The 26997-nt window shown below is 67.9% G+C and carries 19 protein-coding genes, 8 tRNA genes and 1 pseudogene; 8 read left to right on the top strand and 20 right to left on the bottom strand.

Annotated features, from left to right (window positions below):
* Positions 1-2: 2 nt before the first annotated feature.
* From cofD to TFC3_RS05300, 3 genes are read left to right on the top strand one after another with little or no spacing between them, the layout of a single operon-like run.
* A complete protein-coding gene (gene cofD, locus TFC3_RS05310; RefSeq protein WP_067496366.1) occupies positions 3-956 on the top strand; it encodes a 2-phospho-L-lactate transferase in 954 nt (317 codons plus the stop codon).
* Entirely contained in the window at positions 956-1972 is a 1017-nt protein-coding gene (locus tag TFC3_RS05305) for a coenzyme F420-0:L-glutamate ligase (RefSeq protein ID WP_067496363.1), read from the top strand. The genes cofD and TFC3_RS05305 overlap by 1 nt, the downstream gene beginning before the upstream one ends.
* Positions 1969-2520, top strand: coding sequence for an NUDIX hydrolase (locus TFC3_RS05300; protein ID WP_067496360.1), 552 nt, complete (start codon positions 1969-1971; stop codon positions 2518-2520). Before TFC3_RS05305 ends, TFC3_RS05300 begins: the two co-directional genes overlap by 4 nt.
* A gap of 532 nt (positions 2521-3052) precedes the next feature.
* Here the strand turns inward: TFC3_RS05300 and TFC3_RS05295 are convergent.
* Both TFC3_RS05295 and TFC3_RS05290 read right to left on the bottom strand, forming a co-directional pair.
* Positions 3053-4168 (bottom strand): mannose-1-phosphate guanylyltransferase, encoded by a 1116-nt coding sequence (locus TFC3_RS05295; protein WP_067496357.1) that lies wholly within the window; start codon positions 4166-4168, stop codon positions 3053-3055.
* Between the two features lie 19 nt (positions 4169-4187).
* Positions 4188-5336 (bottom strand): glycosyltransferase family 1 protein, encoded by a 1149-nt coding sequence (locus TFC3_RS05290; RefSeq protein WP_067496354.1) that lies wholly within the window; start codon positions 5334-5336, stop codon positions 4188-4190.
* 159 nt (positions 5337-5495) lie between these two features.
* On the opposite strand from TFC3_RS05290, the gene TFC3_RS05285 reads away from it, so the two are divergent.
* A complete protein-coding gene (locus tag TFC3_RS05285; protein WP_067496351.1) occupies positions 5496-6215 on the top strand; it encodes a TIGR03089 family protein in 720 nt (239 codons plus the stop codon).
* A 140-nt stretch (positions 6216-6355) separates the two neighbouring features.
* Here TFC3_RS05285 and TFC3_RS05280 read toward each other — a convergent pair whose 3' ends face one another.
* The 4 genes from TFC3_RS05280 to TFC3_RS05265 all read right to left on the bottom strand — a co-directional run bounded on the left by TFC3_RS05280 (position 6356) and on the right by TFC3_RS05265 (position 10518).
* Positions 6356-6673 carry a hypothetical protein gene (locus TFC3_RS05280; protein WP_067496349.1) on the bottom strand — a complete coding sequence of 106 codons (318 nt, stop codon included), beginning with the start codon at positions 6671-6673 and terminating at the stop codon, positions 6356-6358.
* Between the two features lie 268 nt (positions 6674-6941).
* Entirely contained in the window at positions 6942-8060 is a 1119-nt protein-coding gene (locus TFC3_RS05275; RefSeq protein WP_067496346.1) for a hypothetical protein, read from the bottom strand.
* Positions 8061-8069: 9 nt separating this feature from the next.
* Complete coding sequence (locus tag TFC3_RS05270) at positions 8070-9986, bottom strand: acetoacetate--CoA ligase (protein WP_067496343.1); 1917 nt, start codon at positions 9984-9986, stop codon at positions 8070-8072.
* Between the two features lie 16 nt (positions 9987-10002).
* Positions 10003-10518 (bottom strand): acyl-CoA thioesterase, encoded by a 516-nt coding sequence (locus TFC3_RS05265; RefSeq protein ID WP_067496340.1) that lies wholly within the window; start codon positions 10516-10518, stop codon positions 10003-10005.
* On the opposite strand from TFC3_RS05265, the gene TFC3_RS05260 reads away from it, so the two are divergent.
* Positions 10457-12133: a hypothetical protein gene (locus TFC3_RS05260; RefSeq protein ID WP_173745275.1), complete on the top strand. Its 1677-nt coding sequence runs from the start codon at positions 10457-10459 to the stop codon at positions 12131-12133. The two genes, TFC3_RS05265 and TFC3_RS05260, sit on opposite strands and share 62 nt — an antisense overlap.
* A gap of 612 nt (positions 12134-12745) precedes the next feature.
* Positions 12746-13327, top strand: coding sequence for a hypothetical protein (locus tag TFC3_RS36755; RefSeq protein ID WP_153040101.1), 582 nt, complete (start codon positions 12746-12748; stop codon positions 13325-13327).
* Between the two features lie 128 nt (positions 13328-13455).
* Here the strand turns inward: TFC3_RS36755 and TFC3_RS05250 are convergent, their stop codons facing one another.
* On the bottom strand, positions 13456-14610 hold the full coding sequence (locus TFC3_RS05250) for an acyl-CoA dehydrogenase family protein (RefSeq protein WP_067496331.1): 1155 nt from the start codon (positions 14608-14610) through the stop codon (positions 13456-13458).
* Between the two features lie 333 nt (positions 14611-14943).
* On the opposite strand from TFC3_RS05250, the pseudogene TFC3_RS05245 reads away from it, so the two are divergent.
* Positions 14944-15228 (top strand): annotated as a pseudogene (locus TFC3_RS05245) (UDP binding domain-containing protein); the annotation flags it as partial.
* 90 nt (positions 15229-15318) lie between these two features.
* Positions 15319-20847 (top strand): SCO7613 C-terminal domain-containing membrane protein, encoded by a 5529-nt coding sequence (locus tag TFC3_RS05240; protein ID WP_369819573.1) that lies wholly within the window; start codon positions 15319-15321, stop codon positions 20845-20847.
* 142 nt (positions 20848-20989) lie between these two features.
* On the opposite strand, the gene TFC3_RS05235 is transcribed toward TFC3_RS05240, so the two are convergent.
* The 13 genes from TFC3_RS05235 to TFC3_RS05180 all read right to left on the bottom strand — a co-directional run bounded on the left by TFC3_RS05235 (position 20990) and on the right by TFC3_RS05180 (position 26922).
* Positions 20990-21397, bottom strand: a complete 408-nt coding sequence (locus TFC3_RS05235) for a hypothetical protein (protein WP_067496325.1) — start codon at positions 21395-21397, stop codon at positions 20990-20992.
* On the bottom strand, positions 21394-21891 hold the full coding sequence (gene purE, locus TFC3_RS05230; RefSeq protein WP_067496322.1) for a 5-(carboxyamino)imidazole ribonucleotide mutase: 498 nt from the start codon (positions 21889-21891) through the stop codon (positions 21394-21396). The genes TFC3_RS05235 and purE overlap by 4 nt, the downstream gene beginning before the upstream one ends.
* Complete coding sequence (locus TFC3_RS05225) at positions 21891-23069, bottom strand: 5-(carboxyamino)imidazole ribonucleotide synthase (protein ID WP_067496319.1); 1179 nt, start codon at positions 23067-23069, stop codon at positions 21891-21893. The genes purE and TFC3_RS05225 overlap by 1 nt, the downstream gene beginning before the upstream one ends.
* 185 nt (positions 23070-23254) lie before the next feature.
* Positions 23255-23325: transfer RNA gene (locus TFC3_RS05220), tRNA-Cys, on the bottom strand.
* A 192-nt stretch (positions 23326-23517) separates the two neighbouring features.
* A tRNA-Asn gene (locus TFC3_RS05215) sits at positions 23518-23591 on the bottom strand.
* Between the two features lie 23 nt (positions 23592-23614).
* Positions 23615-23688: transfer RNA gene (locus TFC3_RS05210), tRNA-Ile, on the bottom strand.
* Between the two features lie 22 nt (positions 23689-23710).
* A tRNA-Ala gene (locus tag TFC3_RS05205) sits at positions 23711-23784 on the bottom strand.
* Positions 23785-23796: 12 nt separating this feature from the next.
* Positions 23797-23871, bottom strand: a tRNA-Leu gene (locus tag TFC3_RS05200).
* 16 nt (positions 23872-23887) lie between these two features.
* Positions 23888-23960, bottom strand: a tRNA-Leu gene (locus TFC3_RS05195).
* A gap of 22 nt (positions 23961-23982) precedes the next feature.
* Positions 23983-24056: transfer RNA gene (locus TFC3_RS05190), tRNA-Gly, on the bottom strand.
* 12 nt (positions 24057-24068) lie between these two features.
* A tRNA-Ala gene (locus TFC3_RS05185) sits at positions 24069-24141 on the bottom strand.
* A gap of 376 nt (positions 24142-24517) precedes the next feature.
* Positions 24518-24676, bottom strand: coding sequence for a hypothetical protein (locus TFC3_RS37785; RefSeq protein WP_161952536.1), 159 nt, complete (start codon positions 24674-24676; stop codon positions 24518-24520).
* A gap of 254 nt (positions 24677-24930) precedes the next feature.
* Positions 24931-26922, bottom strand: a complete 1992-nt coding sequence (locus TFC3_RS05180; RefSeq protein ID WP_067496316.1) for a thioredoxin domain-containing protein — start codon at positions 26920-26922, stop codon at positions 24931-24933.
* Positions 26923-26997 lie beyond the last annotated feature (75 nt).

Raw genomic sequence — 26997 nt, 5'->3', positions numbered from 1 at the left:
GGATGCGGATCGTGGTCCTGACCGGGGGGATCGGTGGTGCCCGGTTCCTGGTGGGCGTGCGCGCACATGCGCGGCGCATCGGTGCCGAGGTGACGGCTGTGGTGAACGTCGGTGACGACGTACGCATGCACGGCCTTCAGATTTGTCCCGACCTCGACAGCGTGATGTACACGCTGGGTGGCGCGGCGGATCCCGAGCGGGGTTGGGGGCGCGTCGGCGAGACCTGGGTGGTCAAGGAGGAGCTGGCGAAATACGGCGCCGAGCCGTCGTGGTTCGGGCTGGGCGACAAGGACACCGCAACTCATCTGGTACGCACCACGATGTTGACCGCCGGCTATCCGTTGTCCCAGGTCACCGCGGCTTTGTGCGAACGCTGGCAGCCCGGCGTGACGATGTTGCCGGCCACTGACGACCGGCTGGAGACGCACGTGGTCGCCGACATCGAGGGCGAGCGTAAGGCAATCCACTTCCAGGAGTGGTGGGTGCGTTACCGAGGCGCTGTGCCGACCCATCGGTTCGTGTTCGTGGGCGCGGAAACGGCGAAACCGGCACCCGGCGTGGTCGAGGCCATCGCGGCTGCGGACGTGGTTCTACTCGCGCCCAGTAATCCCGTGGTGTCCGTTGCGCCCATTCTGGCCGTACCGGAGCTCAAAGAGGCTGTGGCTAACGGCCCCGCGCCGGTCATCGGGGTTTCGCCGATCATCAATGGATCTCCCGTGCGTGGCATGGCGGACCGCTGCCTGGGCACGCTGGGCGTCGAGGTGAGCGCTGCGGGCGTGGGCGCGCTCTACGGAGCACGTTCCGGGGGCGGCGTGCTCGACGGTTGGCTCGTGGATACAACAGACGACAAAACCGATATTCCTGGCGTACGAGTGAAAGCGGCGCCGTTATGGATGAAGAACGAGGACTTGACGGCCGCCATGGTGGCTTCGGCGCTGGACCTCGCGGGGGTGTGATGGACGGCCTGGAAGTTCTGCCGGTGCGCGGCATCGGCGACGTGACCACCGGCGACGACCTGGCCGAGCTGATCACCCGCAACGCGCCGTGGCTACGCGACGGTGACGTGCTCGTGGTGACCAGCAAAATTGTGTCCAAGGCGGAAGGCCGGCTGGTCGAGGTACCCGCCGACGGCCCCGATCGCGAGGCCACCCGCGCGCAGGTCCTGGCCTCGGAGACCCGCCGGGTGGTGGCCCGCCGCGGCCCGACCTCAATCGTGCAGACCCACCACGGCTTCGTGATGGCCGCAGCGGGCATTGACGCTTCGAACGTCGACAAGACCCATCTGGTACTACTCCCCGCCGACCCGGACAAATCGGCCCGCTACCTCCGCGCTGACCTGGCCACCCGCGGTTTGCAGGTAGGCGTCATCGTCTCGGACACGATGGGTCGCGCCTGGCGAAATGGCCTCACGGATGTCGCTCTCGGAGCCGCCGGCATCGAGCCAGTTCGCGATCACCGCGGCGAAATCGACCCCTACGGCAACGAGCTCCAGCTGACCCAGATGGCGGTCATCGACGAACTGGCCGCCGCGGGCGAGCTGGTGAAGGGCAAATGCGACCAGGTACCGGTCGCGGTGGTGCGTGGTTACCCAGGGGCAGGGGCAGAGGACGGGCCGGGCGCCGCGGTCCTGCTGCGGGATGCGGCCAGCGACATGTTTTCCCTGGGTACGGACGAAGCCCGCGCTCAGGGCCTGCGAGCAGCCGCAACGCTGAGCGACGCGGCCACGGACCGACCGGCCTCGGCCCAGGCGGTCCAACGGGCGATTGTCGCCGCGGGGCTGGAGGGGGCTGTGGCCGTACCGTCGCCGCAAACGTTGCGCTGCACCGCGCCGGACCCTTCCCCAGCAGGCCTGATGCGCTTCGGCGCCGACGTGCAACGGCTACGCGCGGCCCTCGCCGCCGAGGCCTTGGTATCGGCGGTCGCCTTCGACGAGTCAGGCGCCACCATCGCCGTCTCCGGAGGAGACAAGTGACCCTGCACGAAGACGCAGTGGCCACCCTGACAACCTGGAACGCCACGTCAGATCCGGCCGACCTGGCCCGTAAACGCACCCTTGAGCTACTCACGGCCGGCCCCGTCGCCATGACCCGTGCCCACCGCCGCGGCCACGTCACAGCGAGCGCCCTGATCGTCGACGAAAACCGCCGCGTCCTGCTCTGCCTGCACGGTCGCCTTGGCCTATGGATGCAAGTCGGCGGCCACTGCGAACCGGACGATCCCACCTTAGCCGCAGCAGCCCTCCGCGAAGCGACCGAGGAATCCGGCATTCCCGGCCTCCGCCTCGACCCCAACCCCATTGACGTGGACGTACACGAAGTCCGCTGCGCCCCAGCCGAGGGCCGGCCAGCCGAGCGATCCTGGCACTTCGACGTCCGGTTTTTGGCGATCTGTCCGGCGGGTGCGGTTGAGCAGATCAGCGACGAGTCTGCGGCTTTGAGCTGGTTCTCGGTGGATGATTTGCCCTCGCCGCTGGCTGAGGGCGTTGTGCAGCAGGTGGCGCCTGCTTTCGCTCGGCTGTGATCGGGCGTTTCGCTGAGGCTGGCGCTTGGCTGTGTAGGGATGCTCCGGCGGCGCGTTCCCTCTGTAGCTTGCTTTCTGCGGCCCTCTGTAGCTGGCTTTTCCGCGGGCCCTTTGTAGCTGGCTTTCCTGCGGATGAGGGGCTTGTCTGCGGGCGGCTAGCCCGCGGACGACGAGTTGCCGCTCGGGGACATTGCTTGCTTTCAGCGCTGGCTCCACCGCTTGTTTTCCCCGCTGGCTCCACCGCCCGGCTGGTTGACACCGGCCGGGCGTAATCCTTCGCTTTCCGAGATAAGCAGAATCTCTCAGCCAGATGCCAACCCTGCACCAGATCAAGCGCCAGCTTGCCCAGGTCCAAATACCGGCTTGTCCCGGTCAAATACCGACTTAACCTGGTCAAATAACGCTTTGCGCCTAGTCAGATGCGAGCTTGCCCCTAGTCAATTGCCGACGTGACTTCTCGGTCGAACGCGAGAGTGACCCCATATTTGCGCGCCAGCTGACTCATCCATCAAACCCGGGCGTGACGACTCGGTCAGATGTAGCTGAGCTGCCCGGTTTCCTTGAGCTCGTCCACGATCGATTTGACCTCCTGCGCCCGGTCGCGTGGGCACACCAGCACCGCGTCCGGCGTGTCCACCACAATCAGATCCCGTACGCCGAGCGCCGCCACCAGCCGCCCGGAAGTGGGCACCACGACCAAGTTCTGGGACTCCCGCAGCATGACGCCCGTACCGGCCGCCGCGTCGTGACCGACGACCACGTTGCCGGCCTGGTCAGCGGCGAGGACCTCGCCCAGGGTGTGGAAGTCGCCGACGTCGTTCCAACCGAAGTCGCCGGGCACCGTTCCTACCCGGCCCACTGCGGCCGCGCCTTCCATCACCGCGTAGTCAACGGAGATGCGCGGCAGCGTCGGCCAAACCTCCCCCAGCACGTCCTCCCGCGACGGGGAGTCCCATGCTTGCGCAATCCGCGCAATGCCCGCGTGCAGCTGTGGTTGCTGCCGGGCCAGCTCGGCGAGGAACACATCGACGCGCCAGACGAACATGCCGGCGTTCCACAGGTAGTTGCCCGACTTGACGTAGCTCTCGGCCACGTCGTACGACGGCTTCTCTTTGAATTCCTCGACCGCGAGCACCGGACCGTCGCCGACCGGGGTGCCGCACTGGACGTAACCGTACCCGGTCTCCGGGCGGGTCGGCATGATGCCCAGCGTCATCAACAGGCCCTGCCGCGCCCCGGCCATCGCCTGCTCGATGACGTTGATGAAGCGCTCGCCATCGGCGATGAGGTGGTCGGCGGCGAACGAACCCATGATGGCGTCCGGTTCACGGCGGGCGATGACCGCCGCGGCGAGGGCGATGGCCGCGCAGGAGTCGCGCGGCGACGGCTCGACAAGGATGTTCTCTTCAGGCACGGCGACCAGTTGGCGCGACACCGCGGCGGCGTGGGCCACCCCGGTGACCACGAAGATGCGGTCGGCCCGGGTCATCGGTAGGAGACGGTCGGCCGTCGCTTGCAGCAGCGACGCGTCCGTCCCGGTCAGGGGGTGCAGAAACTTTGGGTGCCCGGCCCGGGACAGTGGCCATAGACGCGTGCCACTGCCACCTGCGGGAATGACGGCGTACAGCCCACCCTGGTTCTCACTCATGCGGACGGAGTGTAGCGAACTATGACGAAGCTACGCGGTTCCACGTCGCGACGTGAACCTCAGCGCTGGACGCCCACGTGAACTCCTTGGCGCGGTCAAAACCGGCCTTCGCGAGAGTGAGCCGGCGAGCCTCGTCATGCAGCAGGTCAGCGAGGTCCTCGGCGATGCGGTCGGGGTCCTCGGTCGTGTAAGCAACAGCGTCGCCGCCGACTTCGGGAAGCGATAGCCGCGGCGTGGTCAGCACCGGGGTGGCGCACGCCATCGCCTCGAGGATGGGCAGACCGAAACCCTCACCGAACGAGGGATAGCAGGCGACCAGCGCGCCGCCGAGGAAGCCGGGCAGGTCCGCGTACCGCAAATAGCCAGGACGCAGCAGCCGCAGGTGCGACGGCACCTCGGCCACCGCCCGGTCGATCTCGTCGTCGTGGCCCTGCCCACCAGCAATGACCAGGGCCGGCGGCCGCGGCCAGTCGGCCACCGCGCGGGCCCAGCCGCGGATCAGATTGGGCACGTTCTTGCGCGGCTCCTTGGCGCCGAGGAACGCGACGTAACCGGAGTCACCGAGGCCGAGCCGGGCCCGCACCCGCGCCTTCTCCTCGTCGCTGGGCGCGTGGAACGCGGTCTGGTCGACGCCGTGGTAGGCCACGTCGATGTGCGTCGGGTCGGCGTCAAGCAACCGGATCAACTCGTCACGGGTGGCCTTGCTGGGCACGATGACCCGGGCGGCACGACGCAGCGACGTCTTGATGGCGCTGCGGAAGAACGTGCGCTTGGTGTTGTCGTAGTGCTCCGGCTCGGTGAAGAAGGTCGCGTCGTGCACGGTCACCGTGACCGGGCATCCCGCCCGCAAGGGGCATGTGTAGAACGGCGAGTGCAGGACCCTCGCGCCCATCTGCTGGGCGAGCAACGGCAACCCGGTCTGCTCCCAGGCCAGCCGCGCCGGCCGGTGCGCCACCGCGGACGGCCCAGCGATCACCTCGGCGTTGGTGAGCATTCGCGAGTAACGCTCCGCATCCGAGCGCTGTGCCACCACAGCCAGATCAAGGCGTTCGGGATCGACAGCACCGAGCGCGCCGAGCAGGCCGTCGACGTATCGGCCCACACCACCGCGGTCGGCAGGGACGCTCGTAGCGTCGACGAGGACTCGGGGCGGACGACCGGTGGTCACTTGCAACTCCTCATAGCTGTGGGCCAGACCACGGCCAAGGGTACGCCGCTCGATGCATCCCGCGCCGCCCGCGACGCTTCCCGACATCGTGCCGTTACCCGTCCTTCCCCTGCGCGCCGCCCGTATCCACGCTCCGTCACCCAGCTATCGTCGTGTCTGATGAATGACACCATCCCGGCCGCGCTGCGCACAGCGGTCCGCCGCGACCCCACTACGCCGCTGTTGACCTGGTATGACGACGCCTCAGGCGACCGCACCGAACTTTCCGGCGCAACAATGGACAACTGGGTGTCGAAAACGGCGAACCTGCTGACGGACGGAGCCGGTCTGGACCACGGCGACTCGGTTGCCGTGCTGCTGCCGCCGCACTGGCAGACCGCAGCCATCCTGCTGGGCACCTGGGCCGCTGGGCTCACCGCAGCCCGCACTGCTTTCCCACGACCGGTGGACATGCTTTTCACCTGGCCGGGTGACGTCGACACGGCTGCAGCTTGGCCCTCCGGCGAGCGCTACGCTACCGGACTGCTGCCGCTGGCCATGCCGCTGCGAGAGCTGCCCGCGGGTTACGCCGACTACACGATCGAGGTCCGCGCCTACGGCGACCACTTCACCCCGATCCAACCGGTCACCCCCGCGTCCGCCGCACTCGACGACATAACCCACGAAGCCATTTCCGGTACGGCCACAGCCCGCGCCCAGGAGTTGGGCATCACAGCCGGGTCGCGCGTCCTGATCAACGCCGCCACGTACCCCGACCCCCGCGACTGGCTGCTGGCACCCCTGTTCGCCGGGGCAAGCGTCGTCCTCTGCGCCAACCTCGACGAGTCGGCAATCGACAGACGCGTCTCCTCGGAAAACGTCACCCTCGTTCTGCGGTAGGCAGTCGCAACGCAGTCACCGTCACTGAGAAGTCGTCCCCTCGGAGCCGCCCCCGGGAGCCGCTTCCTGGAAACCGTCACCTCTCAGGTGGGACAGCCAGAGCCGCCTCACGGGAGCCGCCTCACGAGAACCGTGACCTGTCAGGTGGAACCCCCTGTCAGATTCGAGCCGGCACCGGAGCGCAGCCGCATAGCCAGTTTGGGCACGAAGGCGTCGACGCGCGTGGTATTGCCGTTGAACTGGTCCGCGCCGACCGTGAACTCGATGAAGTCGCTGAGCGCGGCGTCGGCTGAGCCCAGGTGAAAGGACATCCGGCCGGACAAGTTCGCGGGCATGTCCAGATAGGGCTGCTCGGCGATCGAATGCGTCTGCCCGTTGAATGGCCAGTACACCTTGCTGTCGGGGAACCTGCTGTTGGTCCGGTTCAGCACCTTCACAGTCGGCACGTTCTGCGCCACGAGAATCCCTGCTACGTCCCACAAAGCTCCGCTCGGCATCGTCCTGATCATTGCCGTGTTCCCGCTCCTGGCCTCGCTCGTCGACGCGCCCTTCGCCGGTTCGTCCGCTGCTGACGGGTGCGGGAGCAGCGGACGATGACGCCGATGGGGACGTGGACGGGCTTGCGGCCGATGAGCGGGAGGTCGAAGCGGGCGAGGCAGGCACGCTGGCTGAGACCGGTGGACTGCTAAGGAAAGCTGAACCGGCGCCACGGCTGCCCTGACCCGGTCATGCCGCAACGGGAACAGCGCTGATCTTTCCGAGCAACGTCATCGCCCGCTGCCTCACGTCGGGTGCCGGGTGGCACGCCGCAACTGCGACCACGCCGGCGATGCGTTCGTCCCACGGCACGGTCAGCCTGCTCAGCCAGGTGAGTTGTGACCGCACCAAAGCCTTCTCCGGACGCCTCAGTACCGACCGCGATGCCTCCAGCAGCGTTTCGACGTCCAGGACGTCGGCGCGGCGCAGAGCCTTCTGAGCCATGGTCGCCACCGCTGGTGGGGCTTCGGTGAGCAGGCGCAGGTAGGTGGCGCTGCGCATGGCGATCTCCTCGGGGGTGGGCGCCAGAGCGTCGTGCAGCACGAGGAAGGACCTCAGCGCTCCGGGCCGATCACCGCGCTCCAAGCGTCCGAGAGTGGCGTTCAACACGTCATAGCGGTCGATGACCTTCTCGTCGCAGAGTTGAGCGATGGCTGCCGGAAAGGCGTGGCCCTGCGCGAGGCCAGGGTCACGAAAGAGCATGCGGCTACCGAGCGCGTCCACTTCGAACAGACGCGGCAGGAGCACCGGCAGGAACGGGTCGTCGCGCAGACGGTCGACCAGCGCTTCCAGCTTGGGGCTTCGTGGTGGTTCCGGACGCGGTTCGGCCGGTTCCGGTTGTGGACGCGAGAGGTCGTCGAGCCATCCGGCCACGAAGCGGTCACTCGTGGGCGGAGGGGCACCCTCCGCGCGAACCAGGCCCGCGAGGAATCTCCAGTGGGCCGGGCGGCTCGGCCCCTTGCGCCAGCTGTCGAGCCGGTGAGCGAGCTCCGCCAGCCAGGTGACGCGGTGCGCACGCGCCACGGTCAGAACCGGCTTGAGCGCGTCGGCGTCCAACGTCACCGACCGGCGGCCGAGGACCTGAGCGGCATGCACGGCGTCGGGCAGGCATCCCACGGCCGCGACGCAGAGAGTGACGGCAGTCTTGCCCCACCAGCCGCCGCGGCGGTGCCGGGCCATCGAGGGCAGCTCGGCTGCAAGGCCGCGACGGCCGTCGTTGTCGAGCGCCGAGACGCCTGCAACGGTCAGCGCGACGGAGCCACGGCTGACCAGCGGGATGAGATTTTGATACGCCTGTACGAAATTCATGCCGGGAGATTAGGCCGGAGGTACGACACTTTCAAAAGCGGTGAGGGATTCCGGATCAGCCAGGGCACCCGTCGCGGCGGCTTGCGCTGCGGGCGTACCGGTTAGGATGCGCTTGACCGGTACTTCGAGCTTCTTACCGGAGAGCGTGCGCGGCACGGCTCGTACCTGGTGGACCTCGTCCGGGACGTGCCTGGGCGACAGCGCGGCACGGAGTTCTGACGCGATCCGGCCGCGCAGTTTGCTATCAAGTTCATGACCCTCGCCGAGCACCACGAACAACAGCAGTCGATCTTGTTCGTCCAGGTGCACGACCAGCGAATCCATGACCTCGGGCAGCCTCTCGATGACCGAGTAGAACTCCGATGTGCCGAGCCTCACACCTCCGCGGTTGAGGGTGGCGTCCGATCGGCCGGTGATCACGCAGGTTCCGTCCTCACCGATGGTGATCCAGTCGCCGTGACGCCATATCCCGGGGAAGACGTCGAAGTACGCCTCGAAGTAGCGCCGGCCGTCGGGGTCGTTCCAGAATCCGACCGGCATGCTGGGCATCGGCGCGGTCACGACCAGCTCGCCGAGGCTGCCGATCAGCGGCTTACCGTCCGGATCGAAGGCCTCGACTCGAGCGCCTAAAGCACGGCAGGAGATAACCCCTTCGATCACGGGAAGCAAGGGCGCGCCGCCGACGAAACCGGTGCACACGTCGGTTCCCCCGGACAACGACTGCAGCTGCGGCTTGTCGCCCAGCACCTCATAGATCCAGCGGAAACCTTCCGGCGGCAGGGGTGCGCCGGTCGACCCGACGCCGCGGATGACGGTCGCTGGGGGCTGCACGCCGGCTTTGCGGCACGCGAGGATGAACGGTGCGGACGTACCGAAATAAGTGACTCCGGCGTCGGCGGCAAGTCGCCACAGCGCGCCCAGGTCGGGGTAGCCGGGGTTGCCGTCGAAGAGCACGATGGCCGCGCCTACCGCCGGCCCCGAGACCAGGAAGTTCCACATCATCCATCCGGTGGTGGTGAACCACAGGAACCGGTCGCCTGAGCCGATGTCGTGGTGCAGCGCCAGCATCTTCAGGTGTTCGAGCAGGATGCCGCCGTGGCCGTGAATGATGGGTTTGGGCAGGCCGGTGGTGCCCGAGGAGTACAAGACGTAGAGCGGGTGATCGAAGGGCACCGCCTCAAAGGTCAACGGATCATCACCGTCGAGCAAGTCCCAATCGCCGGATTCATAGAGGTACGGGATGGTGATCAAACGCTCGACGCTGGGCAGGGCGGCATGAATGGCAGCCACTTCAGCCCGGCGATCCACCTCTTTGTCGCCGTAGCGGTAGCCATCGACGGCAACAAGCACCTTGGGCTCGATTTGCGACCAGCGATCGATGACGCTGCGGGAGCCGAACTCCGGCGCACAGGACGAGAAGACCGCTCCTAAGCTCGCGGTCGCCAGCAACAGCACAAACGTTTCGGGGATGTTGGGGGCATATGCCGCTACTCGATCGCCTTGGCCGACTCCGCTGGCGCGCAGCCCGGCGGCGACCCTCCGGACCTGATCGCGCAACTGCCGGGCCGTGAGCACAACGGGTTCCCGAGTCTGGGAGTACGAGTAGACGACCACGTCGTTGTCGCCCATGCCCGGCATGCGCAACACGTTCTCGGCGTAACTCAGGGTCGCCCCGGGAAACCACCGCGCCCCGGGCATCGTGGCATCAGCGAGCGTCTCGGTCGGCTGCGAGTGCGCGACTACGTCGAAGTAGTCCCAGATCGCGGCCCAGAATCCGGCGAGATCAGTCACGGACCAGTCCCACAGCGACGGGTAGTCGTGCACCTCAACGCCGCGCTCCTCACGTACCCATGTCAGGAAATGTCCTATGCGTGAGGTGGTGAGAACGTCGGCCGGTGGCGTCCACAACACGGTGCCCGTCGTCATGCCGACACCTTAACGCTCATTCAGCAGGCGTGGCTCGCGCATCCTGAATGGCTTTGCGGCGGGCCAGCCGATGTTCGCGCCGAATCAAAGCCTCCCGGAAGCGGCGCTGGTTGTCAGCGCCTTCCGGCAACACAGGCGGAACCACTCGCGGTTGCCCGGACACGTCGACGCCGACAAACACCAGGTAGGCGGTGGCGACGGTCAGCGGCTCGCCTCCAGCGGTGTCCCAGCGCTCCGCCGTCACCCGCACGCCCACTTCCATCGAGGTGTGACCAGTCCAGTTGACCTGGGCGGACGCGTGCACGAGATCACCGACACGCACCGGTTCAACGAAGAGGATTTCGTCAATTGCCGCAGTCACTGCCGTGCCACCGCTGTGCCGCGCAGCCGCCGCTCCGGCAACGTCGTCGACGAACTTCATCAACACCCCACCGTGCACCGTGCCGTAGAGGTTGACGTCGGTCGCGGTCATGATCCGGCTCAGCGTCACCCGCGAGTGCGCGGTGGGTCGCCCCTGCGGCTTGTCACTCATGTCCGAAAGGCTATTCGGTACGTTTGCCGAGCTTGGGTACGGTCCGGTGGTGAGGCATCTCCGATCGATCCTGTATGCACTTGTGCTGGCACCGGCCACCTGGATCCTGTGCGGCGCGGGCTTCGACCGGGACTTGACCGGCCGCGCCCTGGACAATGGCAGCGGCCCGGAAACAATCGGCGGCCCGCTGCTCCTGCTGCTGGCCGGGGCCGCCTACGCGATCCTGCTTTTCGCGCCGATCTCCCCCGCCGGACCGCTCCTCGCCGGCGTACTCCTGCTGGGTATCGGGATCTTCGCCCGATTTGCCCGGGACGCGTACGCCGATCTGTGGCCGGCCGGGATCACCAAGGGTGGCTTTGACCTGAGTACACCGGGCTACGGCTTGACGCTGCTTCTTGCCGTACCCCTGATCTGTACTGCGTTGAGCGCCCGCCGTTGGGCCGCATACGAACCGCCGCATGTCATCTTTCTGGGCACCCTCGGCAAGGCGCGTGGACAGGCGCGGGCTTACGGCACGCCGATCGCCGCCGAAAGCACCACGGTGTTCGCAGCCGACTCCGACTTCGCGGCGGACCCCCACGCGGAGAGCTCACTTGACGAGCAGACGACGCTGTTGTCCGCATTGTTCGCAGAGTCGGCTAGCGAAACGGGAGCAGTTAAGGGCAGCGCTGCAGAATCGGATTCCGAGGCAGCGGAGGTGCTGGCTACTGGGGACACTCGACCTTCATCGGGACCGGCGCGGCCGTCACCTGGGGAAGCGACGGTGGCGATTACACGGCCGGCGATCGACGCGGATCGCACACAGGCGCTGCAAGTCGGCGCGTTCGCGCCGACGGTTCCGGATGAGGAACGGACTACGACGGTCGTGGCGATTCCCACCCAGAGAGTTCCGGACCGGGAACAGACCACCCGCATCATTCCCCTCAAGACAGAGCAGGCACCGGCAAAACGGGCCGCCGGAACGAGGCACGCTGAGCCCGCCGCGGTGTCCGGAACAACGGGCGATGATCCAGGCGATGTCACGACCGTGCTCGCGCCCATCAAACCGGCCGGCGGGTCACCCCTCGCTGATCAGGAGGAAGAGACCACGCTGCTGGGCATGCCCATAGCGGGTAAGCCGCCGGCGCCGGCGCAGACGCCTGCGATTGGCAAGTCGCCGGAGCCGCGCAAGCCTCCTACAAGGCCCGAGTCGCCAGAGTCGCGCAAGCCTCCTACAAGGCCCGAGTCGCCAGAGTCGCGCAAGCCTCCTACAAGGCCCGAGTCGCCAGAGTCGCGCAAGCCTCTTGCGAGCGACGAGTCGCCAGAATCAGGCAAGGCGGCCACGGTACGGCCGGAGCAGACGGAAGCCGCAACCGAGGATGCACGGGAGTCGCACCAGCAACTTGCGACCGAGGAGATGCCGGAGGCCCGCCCACCGCTCACGACCGGCGTTACGGACGGGGAGGGTGAACCGCTCGCGGCCGAGGGGTCACGTAAAGCCCTCCCAGCTGATGCGTCGCGGCCGACAAATCGGACGACCGTCGCGGGTCTTGAGAGTCCCGCCGACGAAGCCGCCGAGGACACCGGCCCCTTGACGGTCCCCGACTCCGGCGACGAGCCCACCCGCCGCCTCTGAGCAGCGGCGGCGGCCATGGAATCATGGGCGCAGCCCAGGTCGCGGAGATTGTCCATGCTTGACGAACGGGATGTCGGACACGTTAGCCCAGCCGACGAACATCGTGCTGACCCTGCCCGGCAAGTACCGGACGCCTATGACCGCGGGTACCGCTCCTGGCCGGTCGGCGAGCCGGCCGACCTGCGGGACTGGCCGATCCCGGCGTTCCCGTCCGGCGCCGGACCGGATCGTCGCCGCGAAATCGCGATGGTCCTTCTCAAGGGCCTCCCGGTGGGCCTGGCACGAGACCTTCTCGCCGCAGTCGGCCCTTCCGCCGAGCCATCCTCCGAGGGATCGGTCGGTCAGGTGCTGGGGCCGCTGCGGTCAGCTTTTGAGGCTGCCCTCGAGTGGACAGCCGGCAGCGGCCATCTAGCGAATCGTCTGCCGGCTGACCTGTGGACCTCGACCGCGGAGTTCGCGTCCGCGTGCACCGAGCAGTTCGCCGTACGAGGGGATGTTCTTGACCTTCCCGACACCCCGCCCTTGCCACCGCTGAATTTCTCGGGTCCTGGATGGCTGCGAGTCAGTTACGGCGAAACGTCGGGCAGCCGGAGCCATGCACCGGATTGCCGGGTGTTGAAGAGCCTGTCGCTGGCCCCGAACCAAGCTCCCACCTGGCCGGCGTGGCGCTTGAACCTGCCCGGCACGGACATGTGCACGATTTGTGGGGGTCCGGGCGTGGCGGCCACACCGGCGCTGCTCGGTTTCTTGGCGGCCGCTGTCATCTGGGAGCACCGTTCCGGCGAGTTGGTGGAGCGCTGGCAACTACGGGCCTGCCTCACCATGCTCGCCGAGGCCGCAGCTGCCCGCGCGCGCGAGGTCGAGCCGGACATCAGCTGGTACGAAAATGTCGTCACGGAGTTGCTCGCCGATCCGCCCGGCGAGCGCGGTCAGGAGGCTTGCCAAGCGCTCACCCAGCCCGACCGGCAGTACCGGAAGCTGGCGCGGGTTAAACAGCTCAGCGCGCTGACGCTGGCTCAGGACCGGTTGGAGGTCCTTGAGCAGGCTCTTCCGCCTCACCTGCGGCCGGAGCGGCCAATGCGGCTGAGCACCCGTTCGTCGCTGCAGACCTGGTACAAAAACCTCACCGAGGTGTGCCGGGACGAGATTCCGCACGTAGAAATGCTGCTGTTTTCCCTGCCTGACGAGGGTTAGCCAAGCGGCACCCAGCGGGAGACGTCCTCCGCCTGGAGGGACGCACTCCGCCTGGAGGGACGTTCTTCCGTCTGACGGGACGCGAACGGCCCCCACGCCTGGCGGGGCGTGAGGGCCGCTGCGAGCCTCTAACCCTTGAGCATCTGCCGGGCCATGACGATGCGCTGCACCTGGTTCGTACCCTCGTAGATCTGCGTGATCTTCGCGTCACGCATCATGCGCTCGACCGGGTAGTCGCGCGTGTAGCCGTAGCCGCCCAGGAGTTGCACCGCGTCCGTGGTGATCTCCATCGCGGCATCCGATGCGAAGCACTTGGCTGCCGCGCCGAAGAAGGTCAGATCCGCATCGCCGCGCTCGCTCTTGCCGGCCGCCACATAGGTCAGCTGCCGGGCCGCCTCGAGCTTCATGCCCATGTCCGCAAGCATGAACTGAATGCCCTGGAAATCGGCGATGGGCTTACCGAACTGCTTGCGCTCCTGGATGTAGCCCTTGGCGAAGTCGATGGCCCCCTGGGCGATGCCGATGGCCTGCGCCGCGATGGTTACGCGGGTGTGGTCAAGGGTGCGCATGGCCGTGGCGAAGCCCGTCCCCTCGTCACCGATCATTCGGTCGGCGGGGATCCGGACGTTGTCGAAGTAGACCTCGCGGGTAGGGCTGCCCTTGATGCCCAGCTTCTTCTCCGGCGCTCCAAAGCTGACGCCTTCATCCGCTTTTTCCACGACGAAAGCAGAAATGCCGCGAGAGCGCGCGGTCGGGTCGGTTACCGCGAAGACGGTGTAGTACTCCGATATGCCGGCGTTCGTGATCCAGCGCTTGACGCCGTTGAGCACCCAGAAATCACCGTCGCGAACCGCGCGAGTGGTCATCGATGCTGCGTCGCTGCCCGCTTCTGGCTCCGAGAGGCAGTACGAGAACATCGCCTCGCCGGCCGCCACAGGGGTCAGGTACTTGCGCTTGAGCTCGTCGGAGGCCGCAAGGATGAGCGGCATCGTGCCCAGCTTGTTCACGGCCGGGATGAGCGACGAACTGGCGCAGGCCCGTGCCACCTCTTCGATGACGATCGCGGTGGCCAGCGCATCAGCGCCCGCGCCGCCGTACTCCGCAGGGATGTGCGGGGCGTGGAAGTCCGAGGCACGCAGGGCGTCGTAAGAGGCTTTCGGGAATTCGCTGTTCTCGTCGGCTTCGGCCGCGTTCGGCGCCACGCGGGCGTCGCAGACCTCGCGGACCGCCTCGCGGATCGTCTCGTGGTCCTCTGGCAACTGATACACGTCGAAATCAGACATGCTTCGCCCTCTCTGCGCACCGCAACAACGCCATGTTACCGACGCGTAGGGTACGCGCACTATCCTTCGCCCGGGACGCCGCCAGGAAGCAAATCTGGCAGCGCCCCGAGACGACTCCGACAGCAGCGAACACCTCAGACAAACCGGGCACCGCTACGCCGGCATGTCCCCGAGGTGCGCCTCACCACCCTGGGCAGCGGCCCGGCACGCCGACCCCCGGCCTCGGCATCGAGGTGGCCTGGTCGCCGGAATTCCTGCAGGAGGGCTTCGCGGGTCGAGGACGTCCTGCGGCCGAACCGAATTGTGGTCGGCGCCAAGAGCGACCGGGCCAACCGCATCGCCGTGCTGGGAGCAGCGTTCAAGCCCAATTCCGATGACGTACGCGACGCGCCCGCGCTCGCAGCCGCCGCCAGCCCGGTCAAAGCCGGCGCCGACGTGCACGTCTACGACCCGCAAGGCACAGCGTGGGCCGAATTCCGCAACGCCGACCCGCAGGTCCTCGAAGCGCTCCTTGCCGGCAAACGCGTGATTGACGGCAAGAGCTGCCTGGACATGACCTTGTGGGCGCGGGCGGGCCGGGAATATCGCGGCATGGGGCGTCCTGCGCCGGCACTCTGACGGCTGACCGTTTTACGGCTGCGGCGGCAAACCTGCCGGGTTCACGGCCGTTTCCCATTATCTCGACCGGGTTGGGACTGTTCTAATGAGGTGTCGGAAGGGCATGGTCCTCCGGTAGGCGGGGTCGAAGGGAGTGCCGTGGCTCAGGCGCACAAGCCGGACGATAGCTACGACGATGAACTGGCCCGGATCGACGCGTCCATCGCGGAGCTGAAGATCCAGGACATGGCGGCAGCGAAGGAACGCACGAACATCGCCAGCAAGATCCAGGCCGCTCAGTTCCAGCGGGACATCCTGGCCCACGCCAATCAGCAGCGCAAACGTGCCGCTGCGGCGAAATCGGCCCGGCGGGTGCGCCGCCGGCCACCGGAGACCGGGGCGCCAGCCGCCGGACCGGCCGGCCCCGGCGCGGGCCACGCCGGCCCAAGCGCAGGTCAAGCAGGTCCAGGTCCGAGCCTGGGCGCGAGTCGAGCAGGCTCAGGCGCAGGCCAGGCAGGCCCGGGACCGGTAGGTCCTGGCGCAGGCCAGGTGTCCTCCGGCGCGGGCCAAGTGGGCCCAGGCGCGGCGGCGCAGGCAGGTGCAGGTCTTGATCAAGCGGACTCAGGCGCACGCCTGGCCGGTCCGGACGCGGGTCCGGGTGGGGGGTCGAGCGCAGGCCCGGCCGGTGCAGCAAGCGCGGTCATAACGGACACTCGGAGCGCTGAGCGCCGGACAAGTCGGGCAGGACGCCGCAGTGCGACCGCTTCGACGGCCACCGCGCCGCCGGAGGGCCCGCCGTCCTGGGCGTCGCCCGGCACGCCGTACACCGGGCCCGGTCCGGAAGGCGCGGCGACCGATGGCGTCACCGTCCTGGTGGACGACCCGCCGCCCACCGAGACACCGGCCCCACCGCGCCGGCCCCGAGTCGCGCCGCTACCGCCCGAGCATCCGCCGCCGCACGCGCCGGAGACATCGTCACAGTCGGTACAGAACATTTTGCTCGGTCTCAGCGCCTTGGTGCTGGGTGTGGCCGCGGTGGTGTTCGCCGGTGCGGCCACGAACGCCTTCGGCCGGGCGCTGATCCTGGGCATCTTCACCGCGATCTCCCTGACAGTGGCACCGGTCATCGCGCGCCGTGGGCTGACCTCGACCGGGGAGACGCTCGGAGCGGTCGGCCTCGTCCTGCTGCCGATGAGCCTGTACGCCTTGCACGGCAGCCCCGCGTTCGGCGGTTCCGCCCCAGTGTTCCTCGGGTTCACGCTCCTCATCACGGCAGCGGCCAGCTTCGTGTACGCAGGCGCGACGCGGCTCGCCGTGCCCAGGTACGCCACCGTGGTGGCCGTGCAGCCGGTGGCACCGCTGCTCGCGTACCCCATCATCGAAAGCCCGGCAGGCTGGGCGGGCGCCCTGACCGCCGTGGCCGTGATCGACCTGCTGCTGCTCACCACTGTCATCCGCCAGGGCCGCTTGCTTCCGCGCTGGCCGGTCGGCCGCCCGGTGGCCGGCGATCGGGAATCGCTGGCCGAGGCCGACGCCCGCACGATCGGCGAGCGCGACTTTGAGCGGCGTGCCGATCCCGCCGACCCGGGCGCGTACGAATCATCCGATATGCCGGTGCGGCCGGAGACCTTGCCCGAAGAACCGGACCTGATCATCGACGGGCTGGCCGGTCGTCGCCGCTGGCGCTGGCTGCCCACCCGTATTTTCCCTGGTCCTCGCCCGGCGGGCGCGCCAGCAGCCGGTTCGGTTCCGCTCGCGCCACCGGCGACACCGCCGTCGGCCGGCTGGCTGCGGCAGATGACGTACGTACTGCTGCTGATTGCCGCCGCAGGCGCCTTGTTCTACGGAACAGCAGGCCTGATCGGCGCGGACACCGTACCCGACGCGCTGCGGTCCGGCCTGATCCTCATCGCCGCGGCGGTCACCGCCGCGGCTGCCGCCCGGATGGTCGACCATGTCACGGCGAGCAACATCGCCGGCGCCGTGCTCACCCTGGCGATCATCGTGGTTTTCGCCCGGGTTGCCAACGTGGCCACTCCGGCCTGGACCCTGGCCGCCGCAGCCGCCGCCGTCGCGCTCACCGGCGCGATCGTCGGCCTGCTGCCGGACGAGGTGCGGCGCGGCCCGCAGTACGCGTCCGCCGCCGCCCTCACCGTTATTGGGGTTTTTGTCGCCCTCGACGCTCTGCGCGCGGCGTTCGCGCCCGTCCAAGCCGCCCGCCCGGTATGGCACGCGGACACAGCGGCATATGCGGATAAAATTTCCTCTGCCGCCGACGGGTCCGGGTGGATGCTGGCACTCAGCGCCCTCCTGCTGACCGTGGCTGCCGCCCTCGCGTTGCCGAGCGAATACCGGCGTGAGGGCGCCGTCATCGGCGTCGCTCTGACCGCTTTGTCGGTACCGTCGTCGCTGGCGCTGCCCTGGTCGGAAGCACCCTGGCCACTCGTCATCGCGTCAATCGGCATCGGCGGAGCCGGATTGCTCGCGCCGACAAGGCGGGTCGCCATCGCGCACATCGCGGCCGCTGGGGTGGTCGGGCTCTTCGGCGCGGGCGCCGCCTTGAGCGCGTCCTGGCTCACTGCCGCAGTACTGACCGCGCTGGCCGGCGCAGGCGTGATGGTCACGGTTGCGGCAAGGCAAATCCCGGTACGCCTGTACGCGTGGCTCGTCGGCGATTGGGCGTCCGGCGCGGCTGCCCTGGCCATCCCGGGCGCCGTAGTCACTGCCCTGCTCGCAGTCAACGACCCGGGTGGTGGCCCACCGCCCACTGAAGCAGTCACGGTGCCCGCGCTGGCTCTCGGGTTCCTCGCGGTGGCCGGCACGCTCACCTACGCTGCGGTGTTCCAAGTTGCCCGGCGCGAGGTCAGCGTGCCGATGACTGCGGGTGCCGGGCTGGGCGCGGTCGCGCTCGCCTTTGCCGCGCTGTTCGCCCCCGGCGCTACCGCACCGGACGTGTGGGTCGGCGCCCTGCTGCTGGCCGCCGCGCTCCTCCTGTTCTTCGCCAAGTCGCTGGACAACGGCCGCCGCGCCGACCGGATGCTGGACGGACCGGACATCGCGGCCGCCGCAGCCACCGTGGCAATCTGCGGCGCGCTGGCCCGAGTCACCGCTCTGGCCTTCCCGGATGCCCCGCTGGCGGTGGGGGCCGTCGTGGTGCTCATCGTCGCCTTCGGAGTACGAGCGGTGCCCGCCGATTGGCGACGCGGCCCGGTCCGCGGCATCGCCTTGGCCGGCCTGGTGGTCGGGTTCATCGCTGCTTGGCAGGCAGCCGGGCTCGGCCTGCGCATCATTGCCGCGCCCGGCCCGATCTGGGCGTCGGACGTCAGCAACGTTCCCGGCGACGTACCGGCCGGGGCGTGGCAAGCGCCGTTCGCACTGCTGATCATCGCCATTGCCGCGGCAACCGCGTTGCCGCGGCCGTGGAAGTACGACATCAGCGCCGCCGCTGCCGCGCTGGCCACCATCGGCGCGCCGGCAGCCTTCGAGTTGCCGTGGTGGTCACCGCTACTGATCGGCTGTGCTGTCGCTCTGGCCTACGGCATCGCCGCCGTTGCGGCAACCGATCCCCGCGACGCCCTTGCGCGAGCCGCCGCAGCCGCCGTGGTCCTTTTGCACGCCGCCGGCGCGGGCCTGGTCCGGCCCTGGTCCACGGCTCTCGCCCTCGGCATGATCGTGCTGATCGGCGCGCTGGTCGCCTGGCTGGCCCGAACCGGTCTGACACCGGCGGAGCGCCGAAACTGGATCGAGCGCGCCGAGGCCGAGGACGGCGTCGCACTCGCCTTCGACGACACGGGTATGCCCAGGCACCGCGCCAAGATTGGCGGCGCGGCCACGATGGGCGCCCTGCTCGCCGCGCCCGGAATGCTCGCCGCGATCGAGGCGGACCAGGGACAAACCGCCCAGGTCGTCCTGATCGCTGCGATCGCCGGGTCCAGCCTCATGCTCGCTTTGATGGCGGCGGTGGCCCGCCGGGTGCCGCAGTACCTGCCGTGGGCAACCGCCGGGCTGGTCGGTGGCGCGCTGGTCACAGCCATCGCTTCGGTTCCCAGTGATTACCCCACAGCTCTGTATGCGGCGGCCGCGGCGTTGATCGGCGTCATCGCGGAGCTGCTGCGCGGCTCAGTACCGGCGCCCGGTTTGACCGTGGCTGCGACGGTGGCCGAGCAGCAGGATCAATTCGCCACCACACGGTACGGGCGAAACCGGCGAATCCGCCCGTTGAGCCTGCACAGTCGTTGGCTTGTCGACCCGGCCACCGGCGCGGTCTGGGTTGCGGCGTTCCCCACCTTGCTCGCGCTCATCTCCATCTCACCGGCGCTGCGGGCTGCCCTCGTGGACCCGCTGGGACAGATAAGCGCGGTGTGGGACGGCCCGATCGAAGCGCTGACCGCCCCGGCTTCCGGCAGTGTGGACGGCACCAGCGTGCTGGCAACGGTGCTGCTCACGGTGGCTGCGGCGCTGGCGGCGCTCGGCTTTGGCGGCAAGGCGACTGAGGCCGTACCGGTAATCTTGCCCGGTTTGGCCCTGACGATTTTGATCGCGTCCATTGCTTTGGACGCGCCTTGGCCAGCGTCGACCACGGCGGCGCTGGTCGTCTTCACCATCTCGATGCTGGGGCTGGCCCTGACGCCTCCGCCGGTCCCCACGCGGGCCGCGATGCTGCGCACCACGCGCAACATCGTGTTCATTATCGGTCTGCTCGCCGGCGGCGCCGGTCTGGCCGGCAGCCTTGCCACGCAGCGGCTCACGCTCTTCACTCTCGGTTCGGCAGTCGGTGTCGGCCTAGTCGGAGCGGTCGCGGGACGCAGCCGCCACGCCCGGATCCTCGGCTGGATCTTTACGGCCGTCATGGGTCAGTTCTTCGTGCTGACGGTGACGCTGGTCGCCGGCCTGTCGCCGCAATGGGCAGCCTTCGGCGTGCTCGGTGTCGGAGCTGCGCTGCTCGTGCTCGAGGCTGCGCTCCCCCGCCTTGGCCTGCCGGAATACCGGTTGGAGGCGGCAACAGTCGAGTGGAGCGGTTACGCCTCGGCGCTCATTGCCGGTGCGCTCGCCTACAACTCCCCGCCGCACCTCGCCGCGCTGCTGGCTGCCTGGGGCGCTGTCCTCGGACTCGCGGCGACGCGCCCCGACCGCAGCCCGAACCAGCGCCGGAATCTGTTCTGGCTGGCAGTCGGCTTCGAAATCATCGGCATTTGGCTGTTCGTGGCGCTCGCGGATGTTGCGCTCCCGGAGGCGTACACCCTGCCGTTCGCCGCGCTCGCGCTGCTGGTGGGCATCCTCGAGGCCCGTCAGCGTCCCGACTTGAGCAGCTGGGCGGCGTACGGTCCGGCTTTGCTCGCGGCGTTCGTCCCGACCACCGGCCTGGTGATTGCGACAGACGCGGGTGACCTGCGTGAACTGCTGCTTCTTCTCGGCGCGGTGGCGACTTTGATCATCGGCTCCCGGATGCAGCAGCAAGCTCCGGTGGTGATCGGCGCGGTAGCTACCGCCGTCGCGACGCTGCACTTCGCGACGACCCTGGTAGGGCCGTGGCTGGTTTTGGTGCCGGTGGGAATGGTGCTGCTCTTCCTGGGTGCGACCAATGAGAATCGGCGTCGGACGCAGGAACGACTGAAAGGCGCCTTGGTCCGGATGCGCTGAGTTGGCGTGCTTCGGGCCTTGGCTGCTGGCGTGCGCCTTTGGCGGCGGCGTCCGCCTTTGGTCGTGGCGGTCCGCCTCTGATGGCGGCGTCCGGCCTGCGCGGCGGGAGTCGACTTCCGCGTCGGGTGGAGCTGCCGAGCGGTCAGGCGAAGGTCTCGCCGCTCAGCAGCGCCGGCATCAGCTCGGCGTTGTGCGTAGCGGCGAGATCCGGTCGTCCTTTGTACCTGGCCGGCGTGCTTTGGAACAGAATGATGCCGCTATCGGCGACGACCACGGTATGCACAGCGTTCAGCGCAGAATCAACATCGAACCGGCTCGCCGGCACCACGCCTACAATGGCGTGCAGCACTGACCCGTGAACACCACGGACTTTAGCGACATAGCGGGATTCGTCGGGAAACCCCACGCGCGCCTGTATATCTGCGCCGATGGTCTGACTACCGTCGAAGTCGACCATCAGCGCATCGGCCGCGAAGAGGTTCGCGAAGCCGGGCGCGTCTTTGCGGTGCCAGGCAGAGAGTAATTGCTCGTAGAACTCGGGCAGGGTCACGCCATGAGCCGCTGACGCAGCGCCTCGTCCTTCTCCGCAACGGCCTGCTCCAAGCTGGCCTGGAATGCCTGCATTTTTTTGAGCAGCACCGGATCCGAAGCCGCAAGCATGCGCACGGCCAGCAAACCCGCGTTCCGTGCACCGCCGATCGACACCGTGGCCACCGGCACCCCCGCCGGCATCTGCACGATCGACAGCAACGAGTCCATCCCGTCGAGGTACTTCAGCGGCACCGGTACACCGATCACCGGAAGCGGCGTCATCGAAGCCACCATGCCCGGCAGGTGCGCAGCGCCACCGGCGCCGGTGATGATGACCTTGAGCCCGCGGTCGGCGGCCGACGTGGCGTATTCGACCATCTTCTGTACGGTGCGGTGCGCCGACACCACGCCCACCTCGAACGGCACCTCGAACTCGGCGAGCGCAAGGGCCGCCGCCTCCATGGTGGACCAGTCCGAGTCGCTGCCCATGATCACGCCAACGACCGGAGCCATTACTCGCCTTCCTGAATGCCGTCCTGGAGCCAGCGCGCGGCGCGCACCGCCCTCGCGCGTACGGATGCCATGTCGTCTCCGAGCACCGTGACGTGCCCGATCTTGCGGCCCGGACGGACCTGCTTGCCGTACAAATGCACCCGGGCACCGGGATCAGCGGCGAACAAATGGTGCAGCCGCTCGTCGATCGACATGCCGCCGGGCTGCCCGCCGAGCACATTCGCCATCACCACGGCCGGCGCCGTCAGCGACGTCTCGCCCATCGGGTAGTCGAGCACCGCCCGCAGGTGCTGCTCGAATTGCGACGTCCGAGCACCTTCAATGGTCCAGTGCCCGGAGTTGTGCGGCCGCATGGCGAGCTCGTTGACCACGATGCCGGCTTCGGTCTCGAACAGCTCCACGGCCAGCAGCCCGACTACACCGAGCGCGCTGGCTAGGTCAATCGCCAACTGCTGCGCTTCAACCGCGCGCTCCTCGGGCAAATCGGGTGCTGGCGCCAGCACCTCGACGCAGATCCCGTCCTTCTGCACCGTTTCGACCACCGGGTACGCGGCAACCTGTCCGAACGGTGAGCGCGCCACCAGCGCGGCCAACTCGCGCCGCAATGTCACCCGCTCTTCGACGATCAAGGGCGTCCCGCTGGCAACGAGTTCCTCTGCAGCCGCGGCGCTCTCGAGCATCCAAACGCCGCGTCCGTCGTACCCGCCCCGGACCGCCTTGGCGACCACCGGCCAGCCGGATCCCGCGCGGGCGGCGGCAACTTCGGCGGCAAAGTCTGATATTTCAGACACGCTGGCGACCGGCCGCCACAGCGGAACCGGTGCGCCCATTTCCGACAGCCGCTCGCGCATCCGCTGCTTGTCCTGCGCAAACACGATCGCATCAGCACCGGGGTAGATCTTCACACCCTCGTCGGCCAGTGCAGCGATGTGCGCGGTGGGCACGTGCTCATGGTCGAAGGTGACCGCGTCGCACCCCTTCGCGAACTCCCGCAGCGCCGCGAGATCGGTATGCGTTCCGGTCTGCACGTCGGCAGCAACGAGGGCGGCACTGTCGTCGGGCTTTTCGGAAAGCACCCGCAACGACTGACCGAGGGCGATCGCGGCTTGGTGGGTCATCCGGGCCAGCTGGCCGCCACCCACCATGCCGACAACAGGGAGGCCGGTTCGAGTATCCATCGCGCCGCCAGCCTATCGACCCGCCTTGGCCCTCCGGTTGCCGAGGTAAGACCCCCACCTTCAAGACCAATTCATCGGGTACGGCAGCAACGCCAGGCTGAGCGCTTCGGCCACGATACGCATGGAACTGCAGCGGATGACCCAGGAGGAGGCTTGCCCGAGCGAAATGCCCGGGTTGCCGCTCGAGACCGCAGCCGGATTCGAACCGGCGTGTACCGCTTTGCAGGCGGCCCCCTGACCACTCGGGCATACGGTCGTGTCCGACAGAGCGGAAATAGTGGTGCGCGTCCCTGGTGCCGACCCAGGTCTGCCCTAAGGCGACGGTTTTACGGACCGTTGGACGTGCCGCCGTCCACGACGCGCGTGTGACCTCACCGGCGAAGCCAAGTCGGCCGAGCCCCACTGCTCCCAGCAAATCGGCCGGAATGCCGCAGGCCATGGGACTGAGCTCCGGCGGAAGGACTCGAACCTTCACCTGTGCGCATGAACAGTGCGCTGCCCTGCCGATTGGGCGACGCCGGATTGCGGACCCCGTTGGACCGCTGTATCGCCAGCTGGACTTAAACCAGCGACCTCCGCCTTATCAGGGCGGCGCTCTGACCAACTGAGCTACGACGATTCGCCGAAGCGGCAACGGTGCGTGGACCCGGCCGGTTTCGAACCGGCCACCTGCCGCTTGCAAGGCGGGCGCTCTACCAGAATGAGCTACGAGCCCTTATGACGTACGTACCCGGAGCGCGATTCGAACGCGCACTGTCGCCGACCTGAACGGCGCGCCTCCTGCCAATTGGGCTACCCGGGCCAAAGGTGGTGCTGCGTGCCCCCGGCGCGATTCGAACGCGCACTGGCGACGTCCTCAACGTCGTGCCTCTGCCATTGGGCTACAAGGGCGAAACTGGGTCAAGGGAAACAGAGCGGCTGGCCGGAATCGAACCGGCGGCCTCCACCATGGCAAGGTGGCGCTCTGACCTGCTGAGCTACAACCGCATCAAGGTGCCGTGGACCTGAGCGGACTCGAACCGCTGACCCCCGGTCTGCCGAACCGGTGCGCTACCAACTGCGCTACAAGCCCATGCCGGTCGACGGTGCCTGACCAGCAATCCAGCCGCTGATAGCGACCGCATGTTCGGCCGCGCGTTGCGACCGCATGTTCGGCCGCCGCGTTGCGACCGTTGACATGCCGGCGCTTTGAGACTGGCTGCCGGTCACGGCTTCGCGACCAGCCTTTCGGCCGCCACTTCGGCGGCCGGTTGCCCGGCTTTGCGTAAATTGCGTGCCAGGCTGTGTGTCATCCACTGTGCAGTTCTCAAAATACGGTGCCGCTGTTTTCGCTGAGGCAGCGTTCAGAGCGGAAGCACCGGCCGGTAACCGGTGTCCGCAAGGTGATCTTGAAACGAAAAAACCGCCCGATCCCGGTCTGGGTGGGCGGCGCTTATCGCTAGCTCCCGCTAGCTGCGCCACCGATGCAGATACAAGTTCAGGTAGTCAGCCGCATTCACGCCGTTGCCGGCTTCGGCGGCGGAAGAAACGAGGGAGGCCTGACAGATGAGTGCGCCGGCACCACACAGCGTCGTGCGCTGCGAAATGCCGCTGGGCTGCCCCATCATCGGTCTCTCCTGACTGCTCGGATCGCTTTGTGGTTCCTAGATTAGGGAGTCGGCTTCAGCGCGGCAACGCATTTATTATCCAATCTCGGGTGGTTGCTGCGCCCGACGACGACTGCATGAGGAGCGGCAATGTGACAGCGCATGGCCCATGCTTTCGCCGAAGACCTTGCATGACTACGACACGCCCGATTACCAGGTCAAGGGCGGTCGACAACCAAGCGGGCTCCGCACTTCCCGGGCCGTGGAGACGGCCGTTACCGAGCTAACCGTGCCTCGAGGTCGTCCACCGTGGTCACCGGCCGATCGCACACGAAACCGCGACAAACATAGGCTGCCGCCGCACCCTCGATGAACGGACGGTCGGCGAGCAGCGGGACGTCATCCTGGTCCGGCCGGCCAACGACGATCACCGTTCCCGGCGGAGCGTGCCGGTAGGCGGCCCCCACCAGGGGCTCCTCCGGATTCTCGGTAACGATCGCGATCTCGAACGGGCCGGCGAGCGCAGCTTCCGCCACCGTCGCCGAGTAACCGGTGAAGCGTGGATGTCCACCGATCAGCGGTCCGACGGTGGCCAGCGCAGCATCGGCAGCCTCGCGGAACCGCGTTTCGCCGCTGAGAGCTGCATACGCGACAAGACCCGCGCACATGGCGGACAAACCGGACGGGGTGGCGTTATCGGTCGGATCTGCCGGGCGGGTGACGAGCCGTTCCGCGTCGTCCGCAGTGTCGTAGAAGCCGCCGTTGCCCGTCCCGAAGTGATCCAACGCCACCTGAAGAAGATCGCCAGCCAGACTGAGCCAACGACCATCACCGGTGAGCTGGTGCACAGCGCAGAATGCTTCGGCGACGGCCCCGTAGTCCTCCAGAACCCCGGCCGGTTCACCGACCACGCCACCCCGGGAAACACGGCGCAGGCGCCCGTCGACGAGGTGACGGGTGGCGAGCACGTCGGCCAGCGCGATCGCAGCTTGGCGGGAGGACGGCGAATTCAGCAGGATGGCATGTTCAGCGAGGGCGGTGATGGCGAGGCCGTTCCAGGATGCGACGACCTTGTCATCTCGTGCCGGTTGAGGACGCTTTGCCCGTACCGAATGAAGACTTGAGCGAATTTTCTGCCAGCGCGCCACCAAGGCCGGGTCTGCCGCATCGATGTCCCGGGCGAGCGCCAGAACGCTGGTGCCGTGTTCGAATGTGCCTTTGGTGGTGACCGCGAACAGGTCGGCCGCCCAGGTGCCGTCGTCTTCGCCCAGAGCTTCGATGAGCTGAGCCGGCGTCCAGGAGTAGGTAAGGCCCTCGGTCCCCTCGGTGTCTGCGTCGAGGGCTGACGCCAGGCCGCCCGCGGAGGTTGCGAGATCGCGGAGCAGGAACGTCGCGGTCTCATCGGCGATGCGACGGGCGAGCGGGTCCTCAGTCAAACGCCAGAGCTGGGTGTAGACCCGCAGCAGCAGGGCGTTGTCGTACAGCATCTTCTCGAAGTGCGGCACGGTCCAGGTGTTGTCCACGGCATAGCGGGCAAATCCCCCACCGATCTGGTCGTAGATGCCGCCGCGAGCCATCTGCTCGGCGGTATGGCGGACCATCTCCAGGTCCTCGGCCGAACCGGTGCGCTGATGGCGGCGCAGCAGGAACAGCAAGTTCATGTGCGGCGGGAACTTCGGGGCACCGCCGAAGCCGCCGTACTGAGTGTCGTGGTCCTTGGCGAGCTGGGCCGCGGCCGCGTCGAGCAAATCGGCCGAAATGGGAGCGGTAGGACCGCCGACCAGTTGCGCGCCCCCGATGGCTTCGACCACCGTTGAGCTTTGCTTGAGTACCGCTGCGCGCTGGGTGCGCCAGGCTTCGGCGATCGAGTCGAGTAGCCGGGTGAAGCTCGCGGGCGGGAAGTACGTACCGCAGAAAAAGGGTTCGCCTTCCGGCGTCGCAAAGACGGTCATCGGCCACCCGCCCTGCCCGGTCATGGCCTGCGTGGCAGCCATGTAGACAGCGTCGACGTCCGGGCGCTCCTCGCGGTCAACCTTGATCGCCACGAAGTGCTCGTTGACCTGCCGAGCGACCGTTTCATCCTCGAACGACTCATGCGCCATGACATGGCACCAGTGGCAGGCGGCATAACCAATCGAGACGAGCACCGGTACGTCCCGCCGACGGGCCTCCTCGAACGCCTCCGGCGACCAGGGCCACCAGTCAACCGGGTTGGTGGCGTGCTGGAGCAGGTACGGCGAAGCGGCGGTCGCCAGACGATTTGTCATGACGTCAAATTAACCTCGGTTAATCGAGGAAAACGTGTGGTGCAAGCGGAACACGCGGTAGCGCGAAGTGAGCCG

This window comes from Actinoplanes sp. TFC3, from assembly GCF_001553785.1.
Taxonomy (GTDB): Bacteria; Actinomycetota; Actinomycetes; order Mycobacteriales; family Micromonosporaceae; genus Actinoplanes.
This window is presented reverse-complemented; position numbering and strand designations above follow the sequence as displayed.

What these genes read in the sequence shown, in the direction of transcription:
- cofD (WP_067496366.1), top strand. Translation starts at nt 3, where the DNA reads ATGCGGATCGTGGTCCTGACCGGGGGGATCGGTGGTGCCCGGTTCCTG.
- purE (WP_067496322.1), bottom strand. Translation starts at nt 21,891, where the DNA reads ATGGCTCCGGTCGTTGGCGTGATCATGGGCAGCGACTCGGACTGGTCC.
- TFC3_RS05295 (WP_067496357.1), bottom strand. Translation starts at nt 4,168, where the DNA reads ATGAGTGAGAACCAGGGTGGGCTGTACGCCGTCATTCCCGCAGGTGGC.
- TFC3_RS05250 (WP_067496331.1), bottom strand. Translation starts at nt 14,610, where the DNA reads ATGTCTGATTTCGACGTGTATCAGTTGCCAGAGGACCACGAGACGATC.
- TFC3_RS05265 (WP_067496340.1), bottom strand. Translation starts at nt 10,518, where the DNA reads ATGAGTGACAAGCCGCAGGGGCGACCCACCGCGCACTCGCGGGTGACG.
- TFC3_RS05260 (WP_173745275.1), top strand. Translation starts at nt 10,457, where the DNA reads ATGATCCGGCTCAGCGTCACCCGCGAGTGCGCGGTGGGTCGCCCCTGC.
- TFC3_RS05305 (WP_067496363.1), top strand. Translation starts at nt 956, where the DNA reads ATGGACGGCCTGGAAGTTCTGCCGGTGCGCGGCATCGGCGACGTGACC.
- TFC3_RS37785 (WP_161952536.1), bottom strand. Translation starts at nt 24,676, where the DNA reads ATGATGGGGCAGCCCAGCGGCATTTCGCAGCGCACGACGCTGTGTGGT.
- TFC3_RS05270 (WP_067496343.1), bottom strand. Translation starts at nt 9,986, where the DNA reads ATGACGACGGGCACCGTGTTGTGGACGCCACCGGCCGACGTTCTCACC.
- TFC3_RS05180 (WP_067496316.1), bottom strand. Translation starts at nt 26,922, where the DNA reads ATGACAAATCGTCTGGCGACCGCCGCTTCGCCGTACCTGCTCCAGCAC.
- TFC3_RS05225 (WP_067496319.1), bottom strand. Translation starts at nt 23,069, where the DNA reads ATGGATACTCGAACCGGCCTCCCTGTTGTCGGCATGGTGGGTGGCGGC.
- TFC3_RS05285 (WP_067496351.1), top strand. Translation starts at nt 5,496, where the DNA reads ATGAATGACACCATCCCGGCCGCGCTGCGCACAGCGGTCCGCCGCGAC.
- TFC3_RS05275 (WP_067496346.1), bottom strand. Translation starts at nt 8,060, where the DNA reads ATGAATTTCGTACAGGCGTATCAAAATCTCATCCCGCTGGTCAGCCGT.